Annotated in this window: 17 protein-coding genes and 1 pseudogene; 13 read left to right on the plus strand and 5 right to left on the minus strand. The window is 66.6% G+C overall.

Annotated elements, in window-relative coordinates:
- Positions 1-157 precede the first annotated feature (157 nt).
- Positions 158-508, plus strand: a complete 351-nt coding sequence (locus V2J63_RS13605; protein WP_331230256.1) for a hypothetical protein — start codon at positions 158-160, stop codon at positions 506-508.
- A gap of 140 nt (positions 509-648) precedes the next feature.
- Here V2J63_RS13605 and V2J63_RS13610 read toward each other — a convergent pair whose 3' ends face one another.
- Complete coding sequence (locus tag V2J63_RS13610) at positions 649-1,890, minus strand: MFS transporter (protein WP_331230255.1); 1,242 nt, start codon at positions 1,888-1,890, stop codon at positions 649-651.
- Positions 1,891-2,095: 205 nt separating this feature from the next.
- Between V2J63_RS13610 and V2J63_RS13615 the strand changes: the two genes are divergently transcribed.
- From V2J63_RS13615 to V2J63_RS13665, 11 genes and pseudogenes are all read left to right on the plus strand, one after another.
- A complete protein-coding gene (locus V2J63_RS13615; protein ID WP_331230254.1) occupies positions 2,096-3,889 on the plus strand; it encodes a polysaccharide biosynthesis protein in 1,794 nt (597 codons plus the stop codon).
- A gap of 228 nt (positions 3,890-4,117) precedes the next feature.
- Entirely contained in the window at positions 4,118-4,864 is a 747-nt protein-coding gene (locus tag V2J63_RS13620; RefSeq protein WP_331231545.1) for an MraY family glycosyltransferase, read from the plus strand.
- Between the two features lie 32 nt (positions 4,865-4,896).
- On the plus strand, positions 4,897-5,805 hold the full coding sequence (locus V2J63_RS15825; protein WP_434056290.1) for an NAD-dependent epimerase/dehydratase family protein: 909 nt from the start codon (positions 4,897-4,899) through the stop codon (positions 5,803-5,805).
- Positions 5,802-6,947 (plus strand): glycosyltransferase, encoded by a 1,146-nt coding sequence (locus tag V2J63_RS13625; RefSeq protein ID WP_331230252.1) that lies wholly within the window; start codon positions 5,802-5,804, stop codon positions 6,945-6,947. The genes V2J63_RS15825 and V2J63_RS13625 overlap by 4 nt, the downstream gene beginning before the upstream one ends.
- Entirely contained in the window at positions 6,944-7,855 is a 912-nt protein-coding gene (locus V2J63_RS13630; protein WP_331231546.1) for a glycosyltransferase family 2 protein, read from the plus strand. Before V2J63_RS13625 ends, V2J63_RS13630 begins: the two co-directional genes overlap by 4 nt.
- Positions 7,855-8,946: a glycosyltransferase family protein gene (locus tag V2J63_RS13635; protein WP_331230250.1), complete on the plus strand. Its 1,092-nt coding sequence runs from the start codon at positions 7,855-7,857 to the stop codon at positions 8,944-8,946. Before V2J63_RS13630 ends, V2J63_RS13635 begins: the two co-directional genes overlap by 1 nt.
- 20 nt (positions 8,947-8,966) lie before the next feature.
- Entirely contained in the window at positions 8,967-10,298 is a 1,332-nt protein-coding gene (locus tag V2J63_RS13640; protein WP_331230249.1) for a lipopolysaccharide biosynthesis protein, read from the plus strand.
- 159 nt (positions 10,299-10,457) lie between these two features.
- Complete coding sequence (locus V2J63_RS13645) at positions 10,458-11,885, plus strand: O-antigen ligase family protein (protein WP_331230248.1); 1,428 nt, start codon at positions 10,458-10,460, stop codon at positions 11,883-11,885.
- A 16-nt stretch (positions 11,886-11,901) separates the two neighbouring features.
- Positions 11,902-13,317 carry a tyrosine-protein kinase domain-containing protein gene (locus V2J63_RS13650; protein ID WP_331230247.1) on the plus strand — a complete coding sequence of 472 codons (1,416 nt, stop codon included), beginning with the start codon at positions 11,902-11,904 and terminating at the stop codon, positions 13,315-13,317.
- 353 nt (positions 13,318-13,670) lie between these two features.
- Positions 13,671-13,826 (plus strand): hypothetical protein, encoded by a 156-nt coding sequence (locus V2J63_RS13655; RefSeq protein WP_331230246.1) that lies wholly within the window; start codon positions 13,671-13,673, stop codon positions 13,824-13,826.
- A 55-nt stretch (positions 13,827-13,881) separates the two neighbouring features.
- Positions 13,882-14,732 (plus strand): annotated as a pseudogene (locus V2J63_RS13665) (IS30 family transposase); the annotation flags it as partial.
- A gap of 259 nt (positions 14,733-14,991) precedes the next feature.
- On the opposite strand, the gene V2J63_RS15830 reads toward V2J63_RS13665, so the two are convergent.
- From V2J63_RS15830 to V2J63_RS13680, 4 genes are all read right to left on the minus strand, one after another.
- Positions 14,992-15,480: a CAP domain-containing protein gene (locus tag V2J63_RS15830; RefSeq protein ID WP_434056337.1), complete on the minus strand. Its 489-nt coding sequence runs from the start codon at positions 15,478-15,480 to the stop codon at positions 14,992-14,994.
- A 98-nt stretch (positions 15,481-15,578) separates the two neighbouring features.
- Positions 15,579-16,127, minus strand: a complete 549-nt coding sequence (locus V2J63_RS13670) for an LPXTG cell wall anchor domain-containing protein (protein ID WP_331230245.1) — start codon at positions 16,125-16,127, stop codon at positions 15,579-15,581.
- A 56-nt stretch (positions 16,128-16,183) separates the two neighbouring features.
- Complete coding sequence (locus V2J63_RS13675) at positions 16,184-18,022, minus strand: DUF4012 domain-containing protein (RefSeq protein WP_331230244.1); 1,839 nt, start codon at positions 18,020-18,022, stop codon at positions 16,184-16,186.
- A 93-nt stretch (positions 18,023-18,115) separates the two neighbouring features.
- Positions 18,116-18,586 (minus strand): signal peptidase I, encoded by a 471-nt coding sequence (locus V2J63_RS13680; RefSeq protein WP_331230243.1) that lies wholly within the window; start codon positions 18,584-18,586, stop codon positions 18,116-18,118.
- A 633-nt stretch (positions 18,587-19,219) separates the two neighbouring features.
- Here V2J63_RS13680 and V2J63_RS13685 point away from each other — a divergent pair.
- Positions 19,220-23,215: a discoidin domain-containing protein gene (locus tag V2J63_RS13685; RefSeq protein ID WP_331230242.1), complete on the plus strand. Its 3,996-nt coding sequence runs from the start codon at positions 19,220-19,222 to the stop codon at positions 23,213-23,215.
- Positions 23,216-23,309 lie beyond the last annotated feature (94 nt).

Genomic DNA, 23,309 nt, shown 5'->3' on the forward strand with positions numbered 1-23,309 from the left:
TGGGGACGTACGTCCCGGCACGGCGACCGCTTCGGGACATGCCACCTCTACATGTTGTGCCCACCGTCCCAACACACCCCTACATCCTGGGGTCCCGCGCACCTGCGGTCCGTAGCGTCGTCCTCATCCAAGACCGGACGGACCGAGGAGCCAGAGCATGAACGACCACCCCACCCCGCGCGTCGAGATCGACGCCGTCCGCACCATCTGGGAGAGCCTCGACCTCGTCGTCGCCTCCGGCGTCGAGCACGAGGTGCGCACCACCGTCTACCCGCACGCCACCGCTGCCCGCGACGCCTTCGAGGTCGCCCGCCGGGTGTGCGCTCGCGGCGAGCGGGAGTACGCGCTCCAGCAGGTCCGCTCCACCGGCACCCGCGCGGACTTCGCGGACGAGCTGGCCCGGTGGGACGCGCACGCCTGGGACGCGGAGTGCCGGCAGCTGGCCGCGCAGATCGCGGAACTGGGCTTCGAGCGCTTCACCTACCGCGACGCGCGCAGCGTCGGGTAGGTCCTGCCGCACGCGCGGCAGAAGCACGGTGGACGGGCCCCACTGCACCGAAGACCCGTCCCTGTCGGACAGATCTCAGCGGAGCTGGGGCCCGTGACTGCGCCCCGGATGCCCCTGCGAAATCCCGGTCCGGGCGGTGGCTACCCGATCCCGGCCCGACGGCGCGTGGTGCGGTTGGCGTGCACCGACCACCGCGGTACCCACCTTCCGAGCGCGGCCGCCGCCGCTCCCCCGAGCACGCCCATCGTCCAGATCCCCGCGGCGAGGGAGCCGACGGCGGCGCCCGCCGAGACGATGAGCGGCCCTGCTGCCGAGCCCCCGTCCTGGAGCACCCGCCAGATCCCGAGGAACTGCGAACGCTCCGCCGGCGGCGCGACGTCCGCGCCGAGCGTCATGAGGATCCCGGAACCCATGCCGTTGCCGAGCCCCATGACGACGGCGACGACGCTCACCGCGGCCACTGTCGTCGCGAACGGCAGGAGCACCATGCTCAGCGCCATGACCACCATCGACGGGATCCCGATCCACAGCCGCCCGTAGCGGTCCATGACCTTCCCGGCCGGGTAGAACAGGAGCATGTCGACGGCGCCGGCGAGCCCGAACACGAGGCTCGTCACCGCCGGGTCGAACCCGAGGTGCTCACCCCACAGCGGCAGGACCGTCTGCCGCGCGCCGCGCACGGCACCGACGAGCATGACGGCGACGCCGAGCGTGGCGAACACCTGCCTGTGCTCGCGCAGCACCGAGGTCATGCTCCGCCGCGGCCCGCTAGCCCCACCGGGCGCGCGACCGCCCGCGGTCTTCTCCTGCCGGACGGCAAGCACCGACACCGTGGCGAGCACGGAGGTGACGACGGCGAGCCAGTAGGCGTCCTGGACATCGCCGCCGTGGATGACGGCGGCCCCGGCGAACGGACCGATGAACAGGCCGATGCGGTGCACCCCGGCGAGCGTGGACAGGACGCGCGCCCGACGCAGCGGAGGGGTGATCTCGGTGAGGTAGGCGTGGCGGGCGAGGTTGAAGACGGCGCTGGCCGCGCCGATGAGCAGGACGCTCGCGCCGAGCACCCCGAGCCCCGGCGCCAGGGCGCACCCGAGGAATCCGACGGCGGCCACGAGCCCGGCGAGCAGCATCGCCCCCCGGTCGCCGAGCCGGGCGGCGAGGGAGCCCGCCGGCAGGTCGGCGAGGATCTGGCCGAGCGGCAGGAGCGCTGCCATGAACCCGGCGAGGGCGAGGGAGGATCCGAGGCCCGTCGCCGTGATGGCGATGATGGGGAGCATTGCTCCAACGCCCACCTCGAAGGCGAGGGAGGGGACGAACGCTCCGAGCACGACGCTCCGGAGAGGGAACATCGGCCCGTCGGAGCGCACGGCGGAGGTCATGGCGGGCCATCCTCTACCTCATCGCACCATACGTCCTAGCCGCCCACGCCGCGGACCCTTGCGCGTAGACGTTGGTATAGACTCGAGGTGGGCCTTCTCACGAGAATGACACGTGAAGATTTGGGTACCCTGGAGGAGCGCCCCTATACCGGAGGCGTCAGCGTTTTTCCTCGGAACGGGTGGGGTTCCTTTGTTCAACAGACCTATGGTTCGGCGCGCCGCGATGGTCCTCTGGGACGTCGCGAGCTGGACGCTGGCCGTCGCGTTCGTCGTCGGCAGCCGCTACAGCTTCTACCTGACGGACGTGCAGTGGTCCGCCGTCATCCTCTACCTCGGCCTCGCGGCCGGGCTTCAGGTCGTCATCGGACTCGCGCTCAAGCTGTACCAGGGCCGCTACCGGGTCGGCAGCTTCGAGGAGACCTTCGGGATCGCAGCGTCGACGGCGGTCGTGGGCCTGGCCTTCGTCGGCCTCTTCATCGGAATCCGGCCGCTCGACAACTTTCCGAACGGGCTCGCCCTCATGGCGCCCGCCATGGCACTCCTCGTGACGGCGGCAGGCCGCTGGGGCTACCGGGTCTGGCGGGTCCGCGCGCGCATCATCGCCGCCGACGCCGAGCGCACCCTCGTCTACGGCGCGGGCGACGCGGGCTATCAACTCCTCCGCCTCATCCATACCGACTCGAGCTCCCCCTACCGCGTCGTCGGGCTCATCGATGATAACCGGAGCAAGCGAAACCTCCGGATGGTCGGCATCCCCGTGCTGGGCAACCGGTCAGACCTCCTCGGGGTCGCCAAGAGCGAGGACGTCACGACTGTCATCCTTGCCATCTCCAACGCGAGCCCGGAACTCATCACGGAGATCTCCGACCTTGTCGAGGGCGCCGGCATGAAGCTCCTCGTCCTCCCACCCGTGAGCGAGATGTTCGCTGGCCGCGTCCAGCTGAGCGACGTGCGTAAGGTTGAGATCTCGGACATCCTCGGCCGCCGACAGATCGAAACGGACATCTCGTCCATCGCGGGTTACCTCACAGGTAAGCGCGTGCTCGTCACTGGCGCGGGAGGTTCAATCGGCTCCGAGCTCGCCCGCCAGGTACACAAGTTCGGCCCGGCCGAGCTGATCCTGCTCGACCGCGATGAATCGGCGCTGCACGGCGTGCAACTATCGATCTACGGCCGGGGCCTGCTGGACACGCCGGACATGGTGCTATGCGACATCCGCGACCGTGAAGCACTCGAGGCGGTCTTCACCCGGCACAAGCCCGAGGTGGTCTTTCACACCGCGGCACTCAAGCACCTGCCCATGCTCGAGCAGTACCCGGACGAGGCTTGGAAAACCAATGTCATGGGGACGCTCAACCTCCTCGAGCTCTCGGGCCTTTACGGCGTGGGCCAGTTCGTCAACATCTCCACGGACAAGGCCGCGAACCCCACCAGCGTGCTCGGTCGTACCAAGCGGATCGCCGAGCAGCTCACCGCCTGGCAAGCGACCGAGGCCACGGGCTCTTACCTCTCCGTCCGGTTCGGGAACGTCCTCGGCTCGCGCGGATCCATGCTCCACACCTTCAACACTCAGATCGAGGGCGGAGGACCGGTCACGGTCACCCACCCCGACGTCACCCGCTATTTCATGACCATCCCCGAGGCGTGCGAGCTTGTCATCCAGGCAGCCGCGATCGGCCGTGACGGCGAGGTGCTCGTCCTCGACATGGGTGAGCCCATCAAGATCCTCGACGTCGCCCGTCGGCTCATCGCCCACTCCGGCAAGGAGATCGAGATCGTCTTCACCGGGCTCCGAGAGGGAGAGAAGCTCGACGAGGACCTCTTCAGCGTGGACGAGGCCGGCAGCCGGCCGTTCCATCCGCTCATCTCCCACGTCGCCGTGCCAGCTACCGACCCACGGCAGTGGGAAGGCGCCGATTCGTTTCCCGAGCACTGGATTGCAAGCACCGGCACGAACCTCAATCCGACCCGGTCGGCGTACACATCGCCCGGCAGGTGACGTGTGGATATTTGGCTCGCCGCGGGTATCGCATTCGCAGTTACGACCGCCGCGGCACCTCTAGTTCGCACCACACTCACACGGCACGGAGTCGTTGATTTACCGAACCACCGTTCGTCACACACCGCCCCGACACCTCGAGGCGGCGGTATCGCATGCGCCCTAGGTATCGCCTCGGGCTCCCTTTTCGCGGCCATCTCTGGCTCTCGTGTGCCATGGGCAGTTGTTGTGGCAGCCTTAACACTGGCGCTAGTTGGATTCGCCGATGACCAACTAACTCTTGCCGTACGCCCCAGATTAGCTTCCCAGGCGGCGGCCGGTGCCGTTCTTGGTCTGATCCTGGGTGGGATGGTGTGGGCGCTGCTAGGCGGTATACTTATGCCCACCGTCGTAAACGTCGTTAACTTCATGGACGGAATAAACGGCATCACGGCGCTATCGCTCGCTGTCTGGGCGGGCACAGCCGTTTATGTCGGCGTTGCGAACGAGACTCCGGCACTCGCCTTAGTCGGCGCGCTGACCGCGGGGTCTACGATTGCCTTCCTTCCCTGGAATGCTCCTCGCGCACAGATGTTCCTAGGCGACGTAGGAAGCTATCTGTTCGGAGCACTCGCGACAGGCGGAATACTCGTCGGCGCCACCAGCGAGGTACCCCTCAAGCTGTTGCTAGCCCCGCTTGCGCTCTATGCCGCCGACACGGGCTTCACTCTAATTCGTCGCATGCTGCGCGGAGCGCCACTCACGGCAGCCCATCGCGAACACATTTACCAGACCCTCGTTCACAATCGCGGCTTGAGCCACTCGGCGGTTGCTCTGATTGTCGCCGGGCTCTCAATCATCCTGACTCTAGGCTATGTTTTTCTACCCGCCACTGGCGCCACCATCGCAGCGATCACATGCACGCTAGTCTACATCTTCTTGCCCAACGCACTGCGCTTCCGGAGGAGCCCCGCACCGCCAACCAGTCGCCGCTAGAGCGGAACTCCCAGTAAGGATTACAGCACTTCATGACCTCTCTTACACTGTTCGGGGCAACCGGCTTCGTTGGTAGCGCCATAGCCGCGGAGGCGCGCCTTCATGATCATGAAGTCAGTTCCCCGAGCGCGCCGCGCCTCACCTACGACGGTGATCTAAGCGGTACTCCCCGGCCGGACACCCACGACCCTGACATCGAGCGATGGTTAGAGGCCGCTGTTCGCGGCTCGGACGCTGTCGTGAACGCCGCCGGAATCGCCGACGCGAGCGCTCCCACTTCTCCGCAACTAATCGGCGCGAACGCATATTGGCCGCTCCTCCTAGCCCGCGCGTGCGCACGCGCACGCGTGCCGCGTCTAATCCATATAAGTTCCGCCGCCGTACAAGGCCGCACGACTCTTGACGAAACCATGCGATCGGCGCCATTTTCGCCCTACTCAGCCAGCAAAGCTCTTGGCGAACGGTGGGTAGCGTCGGTACCCGGGATTGAGGTTTGTACCCTGCGGCCCACCTCAGTGCACGGGCCGGAACGGTCCGTGAGTCGATCTGTCGGGCGCCTTGCGGCCAGCCGACTGTCCAGCGTGGCCGGCGGAGGGGTTCGGCACACGCCTCAAGTTCAGGTCCGCACCGTAGCAATGAGTGTCGAATTCCTTGCGACCTTCCCGGGCAAACTCCCGCCTGTGGTGCTAACCCCGGACGAGAGGCTGACTACCGCGGAGTTCCTCCACCTTATCGGCGGGCGTCCACCCAAGACCATCCCCGAGTCAGTAGCCCGCGTCCTGGTCAGACTCGCTCGCGTGAGCGGCATGGCACATCCAGCCATGAGTGCGAACGCACGTCGCCTTGAACTTCTCTGGTTCGGCCAACCGCGCACCCCTGGGTGGCTCGACACAATCCCACACCTAGTTGCGCCACGGTCAAACTGGGAGGGGCGAGCATGACAGCACGATATGGGTCACGCACTGAAACGCCGAAGATACTATTCGGCGTCACGAGCGGCCACTCCGTGCGCGGGTTTTTTTCAGGCTTCCACCAACATCTGGCGCGATCAGGGTGGAACGTCGCGCTCACATGCTCTAACGAGGGTGACCCCCGCACATTTGCCGAGTCGGAGGGCGCGCGCTACATTCCACTTTCAGCCGCCCGAGACCCCCGACCGATAAGGGACTTGGCGACCCTACTGGCACTCATTCGCATATTGCGCGTCGAGCGCCCCGCCATTGCTGTTTGGGGCTCACCCAAACTGGGACTTCTAGGCACGATTGCTTCTCGCCTAACCCGCACACCATCCATCTACGTCGTGCACGGGCTGCGACTAGAGACTACCTCAGGCGCGACTCGCTTCCTGCTCTCCTTGAGCGAGCGCCTAGCCATCGCTTGCGCCACGAGCACGGTCGCCGTGGGTTATGAACTCCGACGACAACTCGTCCATCTACGTCTCGCACGAGAGGGTGAGGTTGAAATTTTACACAACGGGTCCGCCAACGGCGTGGCACCACTGAGCGCTCCCGACAGTTACCGAAGTCGAGACGGCTCCTATATTGGATTCGTCGGACGCATCACTCCGGACAAGGGACTCGCGGACCTCGCCGACGCATGGACAATTGTGCGCAACAGATGTCCCGGTGCCGAACTGCACATAGCCGGTGCCGCGGAAGACGACGGCGCTTCTCGCGCGCTCGAGAACCGCCTAGCGCGCACGCCTGGGGTTCGCTTGATGGGACACCAGTCGGACCTGTCCGATTTCTACCGCGGCATGCGCGCGTTGGCGCTCCCCTCTTATCGCGAGGGTTTGCCGAACGTAGTACTAGAGGCGGCCTCATACGGAGTGCCAACCGTAGCGAGCAACGCGACCGGCGCGAGCGAGGCCGTCATTGCGAATCACACCGGATTAAGCGTACCCGTCGGAGACTCCAGCCAGCTCGCCAATGCATTGTGCCGAATAATTTCGAACGACGCGGAAGCCGCGCTTTTCGGCCTGAACGCTTACGATCACATCCTTAGCAGGTATAATCAGAGCGACCTATGGCGCGCTTGGACAGAGCACATCAAAATCATCGCCGATGAAACGGAACGACGATGATCGGCCAGCATTCAGCGCAGGATCACCGCTGCTCGACCGGTATCCCGAGCACCGACGTGACAGTCATCATACCCTTTTACGAGTCGAGTCGAACGATCGGGCGCGCACTTGAATCAATCCGCTCCCAGGTCTTCGCGCCGGCCGAGGTTATAGTGGTGGACGACGGCAGCGCAGAGGCAGAATCGGCGCTACTGACCGCCATCGTCGCCGATTACGAAGACCTCCCTATTACTGTCGTCAGAATGAAGTCTAATCAGGGGCCCGCGACGGCCCGCAACACGGGCTGGACGCGCTCACACTGCGCGTATGTCGCCTTCCTAGACGCCGACGACTCCTGGTATCCCTCGAAACTTGCAGTTCAGGTAGATGCACTTGAGCGTATCCCCGACGTAGCTTTTGTAGGACACATCGTCGACTCGCCGACAGCTTCCACGACGATCACGCGAGTCCGCACCCGTCAGATCCCGCTTAGGATGATTGGACGATGGACGACGCTGCTAAGGCGGAACCTGTTCGTAACGTCGAGCGTTCTAGTTCGTCGCGACGTTGCCCACCGTTTCAATGTCGGAATGCGCCATAGTGAGGACTACGACCTCTGGTTGCGCATAGTGCACTCCGGGGGTCGAGCAGTGTTGATCGGCACTCCTCTTGGCGCACAGCACAAGCCACATTTCGGTGAGTCTGGCTTGAGCGCCGATCTTCTCGCAATGGAGAAGGGGGAGCTTCTCGCTTATAGGCATCTGTACACGGCAGGAGCCATCCGCCTTCCTACTCTGGCGATGGTATCTTTTTTCTCGGTCATGAAGTACGGACGCCGGGTCATTGTTGTGCTCGCTCGACACCTCGCAACGACCAGCCAAACCCAGCGCAATAAACGTTCGCCGCATTCGCAAGATGGAGCATCCTAGTGCCCGATCGCCAGTTCACTATCGCCAACGTCTTCGGCTTCGACCCCTCACGGCATCCAGGCATTCTTGATAGACTCTTCGATCGGATGAACCTGTGGCGCCAGAGCGGCGTACGCGCTGAGATAATCGTGTGTTGCCGCGAAGAAAGTAGGATGCCGCACATAGAAGCACCCAAAGGACATGGGCTACATGTTTTGTCCGGGCGAAACTCGCTGCACGCATCCCTACAGATTCCGCGAACACTGCGACGCTTGTCATTCGACGCTATGTACCTCCGTTCCGATCCATTTCCGGCCGTGATTGCGGCTGCCCGCAAGTGGCCGACGGTGCTGGAGTTGCACGGCGATATCGCCGCTGAAAAAAAGTTGCTTTCCGCTCCGCAACGCATCATGGCAGGGCTCGCTCCCTGGCTCATCCGCAGCGTAAACGGTATCGTTTTTGTAGATCCGAGTCTCGCCAATCTTCCGCACCTCAATTTATCGAACGTTCCCCACACGGTGATCACAAACGGCATCGTTCTGCCAGCCACTGACCCAGCATACGCGGAACCCCCAGCGAGCACCGTGGCCAGACCGCGTTGCATCCTGAGTGTCGGATCGCCCTACGCATGGCAGGGCGTGGACAAATACCTTGCCCTCGCAAAGCAACTCCCAGAATTTGACTTCTTCGTCGTCGGCGTAACGGACGTTCCAAGCAACGCGCCGTCAAACGTGCATGTCCTAGCCTTTCAAGGTCTCGATGCGCTGAATGACGTCCTCCGCACCATGGATGTGGGGTTCGGCAATCTGGCCCTGGAGCGTGTCGGGCGCCGCACTCCATCACCCCTGAAGGTTCGCGAGTACTTGGCGAAAGGGCTGCCGTGTATAATAGCCCATGAAGATCCTGACTTGCCAAGGGCGCAGGGCGTCTTGAATCTGGGATATGGATTCGAAGTGGACCAGCAATCCGTGACAGCGGTGCGCAGTTTCGTACGGCACTGGAAGGGGCGCTCCGTACCCCGTGAGACCATGGAACTCGTCTCGGCGCGCCCTAAAGAGCAAAAGCGACTTGCCTTCGTCCACACGGTCCTCCAGAACACGGCACTTTCCTAAATGAGTCCGGAGGGCCGACCGTGTTCACGCTGTCTTCTGTAACGGCAGGAATCACCGCTCGAATCAGCCCCGGCGTCCGCGGCCTCGGGAAACTTATGTCGGGCACTATTGTGGGTCAGGTGCTGGTCCTCGCGAGTATGCCGCTTCTGTCGCGCCTTTACACGCCCGATAGCTTCGGCGTTTTTACCGCTGTGGTTGCCGTCGCCGTGATGGTCGGACCACTGGCGACCGGACGATATGAACTCGCAATCGCTATACCGGCGAAGGACTCGGACGCGGTGTCGGTCGCTTTCGTTAGCCTGATAATGGCTGTCGCTACGGGGGTCATGGGCACGCTGGTCATTCTCGCGAGCGGTGAACTCATTACTACGCATCTCGGCCACCACGACCTCTATCCGTGGATACTCTACGTGCCGCTCATTTCCTCCGTCGCCGCAGCCTTCACGGTACTTCACTACCTTGCGCTTCGACGTCAACGATACGGCGCGATAGCGCGTCGAAGCGTGATCCGGAGCCTTGTTCTCGTCACATACCAGTGTGGCGCGGGACTCGTTTCCCCGACTCCCGCCGGCCTCCTCCTCGGCCAAGCTGCGGGAGAGTTTGCTGGGGTAGTTAGTCTACTAAGCCGCTCGTCGATTCGGGCCGCGTGGCGCCGCAATAAGGTGCGCCCGCTACGGGCCCACCTCGGCCGACTATGGCTTAGCGCTAAGGTCTACCTCCGATTTCCCCTTCTACTGGCGCCGTCCGGGCTACTGAACGTGGCAGGAGTGCACCTGCCAGTCGTGCTCGTATCCGGGCTCTATGGTCCCGCTGTTGCGGGATGGCTCGGCATGGCGCAGCGAAGCGTTTCTGTACCGGTTGCGCTTGTCGCAGCTTCGGTTGCGCAAGTATTTCTCGCCAGATTTGCTAGGGCCGTCCGAGAAGAGGATCCGGGCGCACGAACACTGTTTATCCGGACGTTTCGACGACTGTCTGCGGCGGCCGTTTTGACAACCGTCACCATATTGGTCGCGGCTCCCACGCTTCTCCATGGATTGCTTGGTAGCGAATGGTCGATGAGCGGAGACTATGCGCGGCCGCTTGCAATCGCGGTCGGATGCCAGATCCTTGCGGTGCCCCTGACGCAGGCGCTGATCGTTCTTCAGAAGACCCGCACCCAGGTCGGATGGGACTTTGCCAGGGTCGTCGTCGTTGTCGCCAGCTTGTACCTCTCACGCAAGCTTGACGCGCCGCCACTGACCGCCCTATGGGTCTACTCTGTGTGTGCCGCCGCCATGCACCTGATAGCGCTTGCACTCTCGTATCGTGCCGTCGCCCAACATTTCGGAAGGGATGTTCGGAATGCATCGTGACAGGTGCCCCTGGCGGCCCCACCCTGCCGCGCTCGTAAGGCGCAGCACGGTGGCCCGGAGAGTAGACGTAGGAGGGTTCGATACGGTAGTAGCGCCGCAATGTCGTATGTGCATGCCGCGCCGACTCGGGGTGTCGATGGAGAACGGCGGTGCCTCTGCATGAACGACGCTCCGTTGACGCGTTGGTGTCTCATTGCAATCGCCGGGTTCTCCATCGTACCGGTCGCGTCGTCTCGTGGCTCGCTAGCAATGCTCGTGGTGGCATTAGGGTTTGCCTTCTTAATAGCGTTCGTCGTATCGACGCGGCTGAAGTTGAGCATCATAGAGTTGGGGACTCTCATGCTCCCCATAGCTTTTTACGCACCCCTCGGCGCTCGCGTTAATCTTGGCTTGGCGGATGTTCTTGTTCCCCTGGCGGTGCTTTCACTTTTCGCGCGACCGCGCTCGCCTGGACGTGCCACCAATCGTGGTTCGCCCGTCCTAAGTTTCGCACTTTGGTGGCAGGTGACGCTGTGGCTGTCGCTCGTTTCAGCCGCTCTCCTACACTACTCAACTGATCTCTCGGCTGGAATTTTTGCGTGCCTTAAGTTGGGCGTCGTCGCGGTTTACCTTTACTGGTTTTACACCGAGGCGACACGAGCATTTCGCGCGGGCGACTATCGCATCTTGTTGCTCTGGCGAGGCGCCGCCACCGCTGCCGCTCTCGTCGGCATTCTAGGCGTAGGCGCATACACGCTAGGACTGAACCTAGGCCTGAGTTTCGCGTATCGAGCGACTGGAACCTTCGAAGATCCAAATGCTTATGCGACCTACCTGATCGTGTCCGTCGGTGTGGTTGCCGCTGCGAATGTCCTGGCGACAAGGCGTCCTCTATCGTGGCACCTCCTACCTATCATCGTGGCGATCATGCTGACGGGCTCGAGGGCGGCACTCGCGAGCCTCGTTGTGGCCGTTCTTTTCGCCGTTGCTATAGCGGGGGGCGGCGCCAGGGCACGGCAACTTCGCACAGCCGCGCTCGCATCGGTGGCGGGCGTGGCGGTACTCTTCCTCGCACTGCCGGTGTCATGGACCTCGGATGCGCTAACACGCACACTGTCGCTTTTTTCCGGTGAGGTGCAGAACGATGTGCGGGCGCGCCTTTGGGCCGCTGCGGTGCAGTTGTGGTCGACACGCCCGATGCTCGGAATCGGCCCTGGACAATTTCCAGCGCGAGCGTCTGATATGCACGGCCTTGGCATCGAGCTGGTAACCCACAATACATACCTAAGCCTGCTCGCCGAAGCAGGCATGGTGGGCCTAGGTGTTTTCCTATGGCTCCCCCTTCTGGTTGCGCATCTGCTCTATCGCGCGCACCTCCGTGGGTCTCCCGTTGCAGTGTTATGTCTACTCGGCATTACTGGGCTAGGGATCGAGGCAATGACGCTCAACCTGGAGAACTTTCGCCCGGCGTGGGCATTCTTCGGAATCGCCTTGGCCATCGCACATAGTTCAACGGGTGTGCAGGCTCCGCGACAAACTGCCTCGCCATCGCCACTCGCTACGGGGAAGCAGACACGCCTCGATCATAAACCTTCAGACCCGATCTAACGTTAGGTGAACTATCGTGGAACTTACTGACTACGCACGAGTACTTGCGAAACGCTGGCCGACTGCGCTGATCGTGGCGCTCGCGACGTTCGCGTTAACCGCGGCGATCTCCCTCAACATGACCCCTCACTACACGGCAACGACTAGTGTGTTCTTTGCGACCCAGGCTGGCGGCTCTGTCTCAGAGCTCGCCCAAGGATCGACGTTCACCGAACGACAGATGAGTTCGTACGCTGAGGTCGCGAGGTCCCCGCTTGTGCTTGACCCTGTAATAGATGCGCTGGACCTCAGCGTGACGTCCCGCCAACTGGCGTCCATGCTGAGCGTATCGGTGCCTCCCGAGACCGTTGTGCTCGAGATATCGGCGGCCTCGGAATCTCCTGAACTCTCCGCCAGGATTGCGAACGCCGTCGCGGCGGAACTTTCCACAGCTGCTGCGACCCTCACGCCCGGCGCTTCTGGCGAAGCCGAGTCGGTGCGCGCGACGATCATGACGCCTGCTTTGCCCCCGGCCACACCCAGTGCACCGAATACGCCGCGCAACCTTCTTGTCGGTCTCGTTCTGGGGACCCTTCTCGGGATCGCCGTCGCATCCCTACGAGATCGGCTGGACACAAAGGTTCGCACCGAGACGGACCTTGCGGCGGTTACGGACGTATCGGTTATCGGCACCATCGGCTACGACGAGAACGCTTCCGCGCACCCGATTGTGATGCATGATGACCCTCAGGGGCAAAGAGCCGAGGCATACCGGCGGCTCCGCACGAACTTGCAGTTTCTAGACCTTGCCGACAGGCCTAGTTCAGTTGTCGTAACCTCCTCCGTTTCCGGTGAGGGCAAGAGCACCACTGCAGTCAATTTAGCGGTCTCTCTCTCGGACGCGGGATCACAGGTAGTCCTCGTGGACGCAGACCTCCGCCGGCCTAGTATCGCGGAGTACACAGGCCTCGAGGGCAGGGTGGGCCTCACAACGGTGCTGATCGGCAAGGCCAGTTTGGACGATGTCCTTCAACCCTGGGGAAGTTCCACCTTAGACGTTCTAACGTCCGGCCAAGTTCCGCCGAACCCGAGCGAACTTCTCGGGTCGCGGGCAATGAACGCGCTCCTTCGCGACCTGACGGACCGTTACGACGTGGTGATACTGGACAGCCCGCCCCTACTTCCTGTCACGGACGCTGCCGTGCTAAGCAGCGGGGTTGGCGGAATGCTCGTTGTGGTGGGGGCGGACCGTATCCATAAGGGGCAGTTGCGGGATTCCCTCGAGTCGCTTGCGACTGTGAATGCTCATCTACTTGGCCTTGTTATCAATAAGGTTTCCAGGCAAGACGGCGACCGATATGGCTACTCGTATGATTCGTACCGTTCGGTGGAGACTGGTGACCGCAACCGGCACGCTCGCAGGAATCAAAGGTCGGAGCGCGCTGGCAGGTGAGTTGAACGCGGGAGCGTCGAATGGACCGCCTTCAAGCTGTACAACACATGTCGCCCACAGGCTCGCATGACCTCATACGTGCCTAGCCAGGCCCATTTGCGTGTCTCTGGCCGACTCCCCTGGCCGGCTTCCACGGAAAAGGCCCCGCTGAGTGTGTTTACGCTGGTCAGCGCGCTGCGTGTGCCTGATTCGGGACACTAGGGGCGCGGGTAGCCGCACGCTGTGTCGCCATTTATCCGTGAAGTCAGGCCCCTCGACGGAGGGCTACGGCCGTGCGAGTAGTGGACCCGCGCGGTTGTGTCCGACGGAGCCTGACCCATGTCGGGTCAGCTCACGATGAACTCGAGATCGCCGTGCTGATGCAGGCCACCAGAGAGCAGCTGAACCAGGGCCAGCGCGAGCTCGACCTCGGACTCGATGCGCCGGCGGGCTCTGGCCCGGGCCGGGCCCGTGTGATCGCGGCCTCGAGCCAGCTGTGGGAGGTGCGGGCCGATGCTTACCGGATGTGAGCCGCCCTGGATCTCCCGGAGGACGCTGCAACGGTCAACCGTCCCGGGTTTCGTGAAGGCTCGCAATCCACGGAGGATGAGAGTTATGGCAGCACCGAGGAAGTATCCCGAGGAGCTTCGGGAGCGGGCGGTCCGGCTCGTGCTGGACGCCAGGGACCAGGGGTCGGGCAAGGCGGCGTGCCGGCGCGTGGGTGAGCAGCTCGGTATCAATCCCGAGACGCTGCGCGGCTGGGTCGGGCGGGCCGAGATCGACGCCAGTCACGAGACGATCTACCAGTCAATGTTCCTCCAGGGCCGCGGGCAGCTACGCCGTGAGCTCGCGCGGTGTCTGCGGTCGGGACGCACGGCCCGCAGACCCCGGACGGCGACCGACGGCCGCGGCCGGATCCCCGGCATGGTCATGATCAGCGAGCGCCCCGCCGAAGTCGAGGATCGCGCCGTCCCTGGGCACTGGCAAGGCGATCTCATCCTCGGGGAGAACAGTCGCAGCGCCGTCGGAACCCTCATCCAACGCAGCACGCGACTCACCCTGCTGCACCTACCCGGCGGCAAGAGCGCCCGTCATGTCGAGACCGCGATGCGCAGGGCCATCATGGCGCTGCCGGCGCCGCTGGCGCGCACGATCACGTAAGACCAGGGTGCCGAGATGGCCAAGCACGCCGAGTTCACGACGAATACCGGGGTCCCGATCTACTTCTGCGACCCGCACTCGCCGTGGCAGCGCGGCAGCAACGAGAACACCAATGGCCTGTTACGCCAGTACCTGCTCAAGAACACCGATCTGAGCATCATCAGTCGCCCGGACCTGATAGCGATTCAGGACTCTCTCAATGGCCGCCCCGCAAGACGCTCCGCTGTCTGACACCATCGGAGAAGTTCGCAGAACTCGTTGCGACCACCGGTTGAATCCGCCATCTAATTCGGCCCGGCCCAGCTCGCGGTTCTCCTGCTCGAGCTCGTTGAGCCGGCTCGCCTCCGTCATGCACACCCCAGGGGTGTGGCCGTCGTCTATGTCGGTCTACTCCGCGCGGCGGACACTGCACGCCGTGCCGAACCGCTCGCTGGGACGCAGTCCCAGCGGCGACCTGACGAATTACATCGCCAGATCACTACTCGGGGCCGGCAGATAGAGACCCCGACTACACCCCGAATCGGGATGAGCCCGTTAGGGTCCGAGGAACACCTGGGAGCACAGAATCTCGCTGCCGTGCTTTACGCATCCGATACCGATCTCGGCGAGAGCGGGGTCGACGATATTTGCCCTGTGCCCTGGTGATCCCATCCAAGCGTCGACAACTTCTGCGGGCGCCGCCGCGCTATTCGCCAAGTTTTCCGCGGCAGTTGTCCGAGGCGCGCAGGCCTCAATGACCGGGGCTAGAGGCGCGTGCTCAAGCTCGCCGCCACTGAGGTCACGCGCCCGCTCCTGTGCTGCGGTTTTAGCGCATGACGATTCCGCGAGGGCATCCAGCCCCTCGTTCACGCGTGCCGCGTTGGTCCATGCCACCAATTCATCAGCATAGGCGCTAGTAGTCAACGCCACCGTCGGCACTTCCGTTAGAGTCGACACCGGATCCTTACCGGGATTTATGACACCCGCACAGCCGCTCAGGAATACTAGCGACCACGTAAGCATGATCAGACCCCGTACACGCATTCCAGCTGCACCTCTTTTGCAGTCGCACCGTTCGCGAACAACGAGGGCCCCCGCGTAAATCCGCGGGGGCCCTCGTCAGCGCTTCAGTGCTGCGTTGCTCAGACGTTCTGGCTGCGGCGGCGCATGAAAAACACGATGCCCGCGCCCACGAGCAGCAGCACGGCGCCACCAATCAGCAGCGGCGTCGCAGTCGCTCCCGTCTCGGGAAGTGCCGGACCGGCCGCCTCGTCGCTGTCGCCGCCAGCGGCGTCGTCACCGTCTCCGTCGCCCTCACCAGGTACGCCATCGCCCACAACGAGGGTGAATGTCTCGATGACGTTGCCGTCAGCGTCCGTGGCGACAGCGGTGTAGACGCCCTCTTCGCTCAAGGTCAAGGAGAAGACGGCCTCGCCGTTCACGGCCGTCTTCGTGAGCGCCTTCGTGCCGGCGATCTGGATTGCGTCGTCGGAGACACCGTCTGCGCTCACCGTAAGGGTGACGTCGGTGCCAGACGGGGCCGTCACGACGACCGATACGGCCTCGCCCGGCGCGGGGTTGGTCGTGGAGACGACTGCGTCGTAGTCAGCCCCCGTGTAGCCGATCGCAGCTGTGGGTGCGAGAACGATGACGGCGGCTGCAACAGCAGCGCCAATTGCGCGTCGAATCATGGATTTCCCCCTGAGGTACGTCTGAACCGCCCGGTCTGTCGGCCCCACCCTACCGGTCAACCGGCGCAGGGGGTAGCCGAGACTGCAAACTTTCCGCTACCGGGCCCTGGTGTGACTCTAGTCGCAGCAGGGAGCGGCGTTTCCGCGGTGGCAACGATATCATACTCGGCCACAGATACGTCGCCCGGCGAGAGAATCACTTCGCGCGCCGCGACGACGAGTTCGTCGTGTACGTGGGGCAGCACGGGCTGGCGCGTTCCGTCTGCGGCACGAACTGCGGTGATGCGGCCCCCCTCGGGCGCGTAGACGAGGAGGTGCGAGCGCATGTCGCCCGGCGCGACGACCTCTCCGTTGCCCGCGAGTGCGACCGGAAGATCCGCGGAATTCTCCGGCGCCTCCGATGCGACCGTGACAGTCACGGTGAGGTCCTGGGAGCCGTCCGCGTGGCACGCCCTCGCTGTGACGTCGACGTCCATGCGCTGGTAGTAGGCCATCTTCGCAGCACTGAGGTCGTTGAGGTAGACGCCGATGACCGGGGCGTCGCCGTCCCGCCCGCGCAGCTCTCCAGTCAGCGTCGACGCGGCGAGTAGCGCCTGCTCCTCCGGCCGCGCGGGCCACACCATGAGGCGGCCGTCGTCCGCGGCCAGCGTCAAGGCCCCCACGGCTGCCGCCGGGTTGCCGGCGCCGGCCATTACCTCAGAGAAGATCGTTGCGGCGGCGACCTGGAAGAAGGCGTCCTGCATCGCCGGGTCCGGTATCTCGAGGTAGACGGTGTTGAGCATCGTCTGGGCGGCGTTCGCCGCGGTGAGCACTTGACCGGTGGGCAGCGTGACGGGCCCTGTGGCGGCGAGCATGGACCCCAGTGCCACGGGATCGATGCTGACGACGCCGTCGAGCTCGGAGCCGTGGGTGGTGCGCCACATTGCGGACGCAAGCTCGGCGCTGCGGGGGAAGTCCGGCGTGGCCGTGATGTTCCCCGGGTACCGGCCGATCTGGTCGCCGAACAGGGCCACCTCGGCATCGGTGAGCTCGAGGACCGGCTCGGTGTAGGAGCCGAGGAAGCCCGCGGGTCCCTGGTCGACGAGGGAGATCGCGCCGGCCTCGGCGCGGAGGAGCACGAAGGCCCCGGTGAGGCCGCCGGTGCTCCGGGGCTCGGCGTTGTTCTGGACCATGAGGAGGTACTGCCGGGGCTCGTCCGCGCCGAGCATGGGCGGGATGAGCTGGACGGCACGGGCGGCGGTCTCGGTGAGCGCGGCGACGTCGCCGAGCTCGGCCTCGAGCTCGGCGAGCGGGGTGCGGAGGCGCTCGTGGATGGCGTCCCACTCGATCGTGCCGAGTCGCTCCGTCGCGGCGAAGACCGCCTCGTTGGCCGCGATGACCGTGGGCGCCGCCGTCGTGAAGGGGACGAGGTCGATCCGGCCGTCGACTGGGGCGAGGGCGGCCGGGCTCACCGCGTCGGTGACGGAGACGAGGTCCGGCAGGACATCGGTCGCGAGGTCGTCGACGACCACGGCGGCGGTCTGCGCGGCGTCGACGTTGGGGCCGATGCCGGGGATGATGCCCGCGAGCGCCCAGTGTGGGCCGTGGAGGGCGTCGCGCGCCTTGTTCGTGTGCTCCTGGAGCTCGGCGGATGTCGCGGCGGCAGCCTCGTTGTCCCCCGCGAGGACCTGCGCCTTGAGCTCGGAGACCTGCGGCATGGCCGCCCGTAGCTCGGCGTACGCGGTCCGCGCGTCGAGCGCGAGGAGGATCACCGCGACGCCGAGCAGGACGATGGCGACCACCACGCCCCAACCCACGAACACCGGCAGCCGGCTGCGCCGCTTGCGGGCGATACCGCGCTCGCGGCGGCCGGGCGCCGGCGCGTCGTCGTCAAGGAGGGGAAGGAGTGAGCTCACGCGTACATCTCATCACTCCCCGGGGGTGCGCCCGACGCGTGCGGTGCGACGAAAGGCGAGGACCGCCGTCGGGCTCCGCGTCGCCGTCCGGGTCTACCGCCGGACGAGCTGGACCGCGGCGTAGGCAAAGAGGGCCATCGCGGTGGCCGCGACGAACCCGCCGGCGTTGTCGCCCACCCACGTGCCCAGCCGCCCCACGGCGGGCACGTGGTAGAGCGCGCGGCCCATGACCTGCTCCGCGACGATCGGGGCGTCATCGGCGGCGTTGGCGTCACCGCGGGTGACGAACTGGGTGCCGCCCTCACCGCCGAGCACCGTGGCGACCACCCGGTGCGTGATGAGCGTGGGGTCGTCGGAGACGGGCTGGAACGCCACGACGTCCCCGACCTGGATCTCCGCCGCCGCGACCGGGACGACGACAACGGCATCGCCGGCCGAGTAGAGCGGCTCCATCGAGCCCGAGGACACCGTGAGCGGCGCTCCCCCGAGAACCCGCGGCGCGACGGCGAGCGCCAGTGCGGCCAGGACCGCGACGACAAGCACGCCGGTGAGCAGCGCGGACACGATGGCCGCCGGCCCCAGCCTGGCCTCCGTGCCCCTCGCCCGCGCGGGAGCCGTCGTCTTCTCGGGCGTCGCAGTCGTATCCGCCGCCGTGGTCGCCGTCGTCGTCCGGGTCCGGTGCCGCGGCCGCGTCGGCGCGGCCGCAAAGCCGCCCGCGGTCATGATGCGGCCCCGCTCATGGTGCTCGTCCTCGTGCGCCGTGCCCGTCGGGCCATCGACGCCGTGCGCGCCCGCGCACGGCCGAGTGCTTCGTCGCTCATCCGCCCCTGAACCTTCCGCGTTGTTTGAGGGCGTCGGCGGCGTTCGTCCCCGTCGTCCTCCCAGCCACCGGTGGATCGTGGTGCTGGCTCATGTCCCGCCTACCCGTCTAGACGAACGTCTAAACTTTCGTAGCCGATAGTCGAGGACGGTACCACCCATGGTCGAGGCGCCCCGAACTTCACCCATTTGGCAAGTCGACGGCTTCCAAACCCCGCGGGGCCGTTGCGCGGCGACTTCGCGAGGCGCTTCCGATATGGCTGCGCTGTCATACGCGCCTGGTAACGTCCATGACGGACCTGGGGTGCCGCCGTCGCCGGAGCTGACGATGCGCCGCTCCCCCGCCCGCCCTGGCTCACACGACGACGAGGTGCCGGCATGCGACGCAGCGCGATCCCCACGACCACCCGCACCTCCGAGCCGCGCCCGCCGCGGCAGCGGCGACTAACCCGCCGCCGGCTCGCGGGCCTCGCCGCGGCCGCCGCGCTGCTCCTGCCCGGGCTGCCCGCCGCCGCGGACACGACGCCTCCGCAGCAGGCGCAGGAGGAAGCGCCGGCGTACGGCGCCCCGGACACGACGGCTGCCCACTACTACGAGGCGCTCCTGCGCCACACGCGCTGGACCGAGTCCGTCTACGACTCCGCCGCGGGCATCTACGAGCTGCGGGACATGAACTTCGCCGTCGTCCTCGGCAACGCCGTCCTCCTCACGCACGGGGAGTACGACGCCGAGCTCGCGGGCACGAGCGAGGACGCCCTGCGCGAGCACACCCTCGCGACGATCACGCACTACGCGGCGTCGAACCGGCTCGTCGACCCGCAGGGCACGTGGGGGCGCCAGCTCTTCTGGGAGTCGACGTTCCAGTCCTACTTCCTCGCCGCCGGCCGGCTCCTGTGGGACGAGCTCGACGCGACGACCCAGGCGAACCTCACGACCATCGCCGCCGAGCAGGCCCGCTACACCGCGGACCTCAACTTCGGTCGCGACCCGCTCTCCGGCGGGTGGAACGCCCACTGGCCGCAGGGCAACCACGACGGCGACACCGCGCTGGAGGAGGCGGGCGTCTACACCCAGGCCCTCGCACCCGGCCTCGCGTGGGCGCCGGAGGACCCCGACGCCGGCCGCTGGGCCGCCCAGCTCGCCGACTGGGGCCGCAACGCCGCCGGGCAGCCGACGGCGGACCGCAACAACCCCGCCGTCGTCGCCGGAAAGCCCATCTCGAGCAACACGACCCAGAACATCTGGGACACCTACCTCGTGGAGAACCACGGCTCCTTCGGGCCGCACTACCAGTCGGACATCTGGCGCTCCGGCGCCCGCAACGCCATCCACTTCCTCCTCGCCGACCAGGAGATCCCCGAGATCCTCCTGACCCAGCCGAACTCGGCCGAGCTGTGGCGCACGATCGAGATGGTCATGTCCGCCCAGGGCGAGCCGCTCATGCCGCTCGTCAACGACCGCGAGTTCCTCTACGGCCGCGACGTCCTGCCTCTCGCGTTCCAGGGGCAGGTGCTGCGCAACCCGCACGCCGCCCGCGCCGAGGCCTCCCTCGCCGCCGCGCTCACCGACTACCAGATGTACCCGCCGGTGTACCGGCTGACGAAGTTCTCCGGGGAGCCGAAGTACGAGCCCGAGGCGCGCGCGGAGATCGCCATCTCCTACCTGCTGCACGTCCACGCCGCGGAGTCCGGGGCCGGGCCCGTCGTCCCCACGCCCGAGGACGAGCTCTTCGCGGCGCTCGCCGGCGTGCGCGACTTCGGCGCGGAGCCGGGGATCGTCATGCAGCAGTCCGAGGCGGCGTGGGCCGGGGCCGTGAGCCGGCAGGGCTTCGTCAAGTTCCCGTGGGTGCCGGCGCACGACTCGTGGCTCTTCCACATCTCCGGCAGCTCGCCGTTCCTCTACCCGACCACCGGGGCGCGCGTGGACGAGCGGTCCGTGCGGACCTACACCGGGCCGCGGGACGGGTTCGAGGGCACGTCCTCGCTCTTCCGGATCGGCGACGGCTACGCGGGGCAGGTGACGCTGCCGACCGGGTCGGCGATCTACGCGTCCTCCGGCGCGGGCAGCGGGGACGGGACGGTCCACGTCCGCAACCTCGACATGAGCGGGTACAACGGGCTCGACGGCTCCCGCACGTACACGACGGCGGAGGGCGAGGTCACGGCCTCCCTCCCGGTCGAGCGGCCGACCGACCCGGCCGACGCCAACGCCGCCCGCGTGGACGAGCTCTCCTTCGACGCCGTCAGCGCCCGGTACGTGCGCATGCAGGGCGTGCGCGGCAACCCGACGTACGGGTACTCGATGTACGCCTTCCACGTCTTCGCACCCGACGCCGCGGCGGACCTCGCGGCGGGGAAGCCGGCGGCGGCCTCGAGCGAGGACACGGGGAACGGGCGCCAGGCGGGCCGGGTGACCGACGGGAACCCGACGACGCGCTGGGCCGTCGCCCCCGCGGAGCGCACGCGCGGCGACTCCTGGGTGCAGGTGGACCTCGGCGCCGCGACGCAGGTGGGCGCCGTCCGCCTCGCGTGGGAGTCCGCCGCGGGCCAGGAGTACCTCGTGCAGACCTCGCTCGACGGCGAGACGTGGACGACGGTCGAGCGCTACGGCAACGCGCCGGAGGACGCCAACGTGGCGCGGCTGGACGACGTCGGCCTCGCGCGGGCGGACGGCGAGGCGGGGCCGGTGACGGCCCGCTACGTCCGCATGCAGGGCGTGCGCGGCAACCCGGACTACGGGTACTCGCTCTACCACTTCCGGGTCTTCGGGCCGGGCGGCGGGGCGAACCTCGCCGCCGGGCGCCCGGCGACGGCGTCGAGCAACGACGAGGGCCGCTCCCCCGGGTTCGTCACCGACGGCAACGCCTCCACCCGGTGGGCCGTCTCGCGCGCCGACCGCACGCGCGGCGACTCGTGGATCCAGGTCGACCTCGGCGAGGCGCGCGACGTCGCGCACGCCCAGCTCGGCTGGGAGTCCGCCGCCGGGCAGGAGTACCTCGTCCAGACCTCGCTCGACGGCGTCACGTGGGAGACCGTCGGGCGGCACCGCGAGCGCGGCGACGAGATCCTCGAGTCGGCCGGCGGGTGGATCAACGTCGAGGACACGGGCGGGTTCGTCGTGCGCGGCGCCGAGGCGCCCATCACGGTGGCGCGGTCCGGGGACACCCGGCACACGATCCGCCTCGCCGACGACGGCGGCGGCGCGCTCGTCGAGATGGTGGTCGGGGACGCTGCCGTGACCGCTGCGACGGCGGGGCGCGCGGTGGCGACAGCCGACGACGAGGCCGTGCTCGTGAGCGACCTCGACGGCTACGTCTCCCTGTTCAACCTCAGCCCCGACGCCATGACGACGACCGTCACCGTCCCCCACGACGGCGCCGAGGTGGCGCTCTACGCGGGGTCGCAGACCGTGGGGGCGAGCTCGTCGGAGCTCGAGGTCGAGGTGCCGGCCGGGAGCGCCGTCGTCCTCGCGCCGCGGTTCGTCGTGAGTGCCGGGGACGGCGAAGGCGGGCTCGCCGGGCTGGCGGCGTCGGTGCCGGACGGGCGGAGCATCGAGCTGACGGCGCCCGAGGGCGCTGCGGCCGCGGTGGACGTCCGCAACGTCGCGACGGGCGAGACGCGCGCCGTCGTCGTCGGGGCGGACGCGGCCGAGGACACGGCCCGCCTGCTCTTCCTCGACGCTGCGCCGTACCCCGTTCCGGATTACGCGCTGAGCACGCTGACGTTCCCGGCGTCGGTGCTGCCCGCGGGCATGACGTCACCGTCGCTCGCCGTCGACGGCGACCCGAGCACCTCGTGGGTGCCGGGCCCGGGCGGGCGGATGGTGACCGACCTCGGTGCCGCCCGCGACATCGGCACGGTCATTGCGACGTGGGACGGCGCCGCGGCGCCGGGCCTCACGGTGTCGACGAGCGACGACGGGTTGACCTTCGAGGATGTCGCCGAGGTGGCAGCCGGCGAGCAGGTGGGCAGCGTGGCCGTCGACCGGACCGCGCGGTACGTCGCGGTGACGACCGCTTGGACGCCGGGCGACGCCGGCCTGCGGAGCCTCCAGGTGCTCGCACCGGGCGCCGCGAACCCGGAGCTCCCGCCCGGGCTCGAGGTCTCGGTCGTGGCGGATACGCGCTGCGTCGTCGGCCGCGTCGTCGAGACGGCGCGGGTGACGAACGAGTCCGACCAGCCGGTCGAGGCCGTCATCACGAGCCCGTACGGGTCCAAGACGGTGACGCTGGGTGCGGACCGCTCGACGTCGGTCGCCTTCACCACCCGGCTCGGATCGGTACCGGCCGGAGAGGTGACGGTGTCGTCCACCGCCGACGGGCTGCCCGGCACGACGACCGTGACCGCTGCGTACGGCGCCCGCACCTGCGGCTAACCCCGGGCAACGTCCGTCTTCCTCTCGTGATCATGCGGAAGCGCAGTGTGCTCACGAGAGGAAGACGGCGCAAACGACTGCGTCTCGTGCGGGT

The organism is Georgenia wangjunii (assembly GCF_036421975.1).
GTDB classification, from domain to species: Bacteria; Actinomycetota; Actinomycetes; order Actinomycetales; family Actinomycetaceae; genus Georgenia_A; species Georgenia_A wangjunii.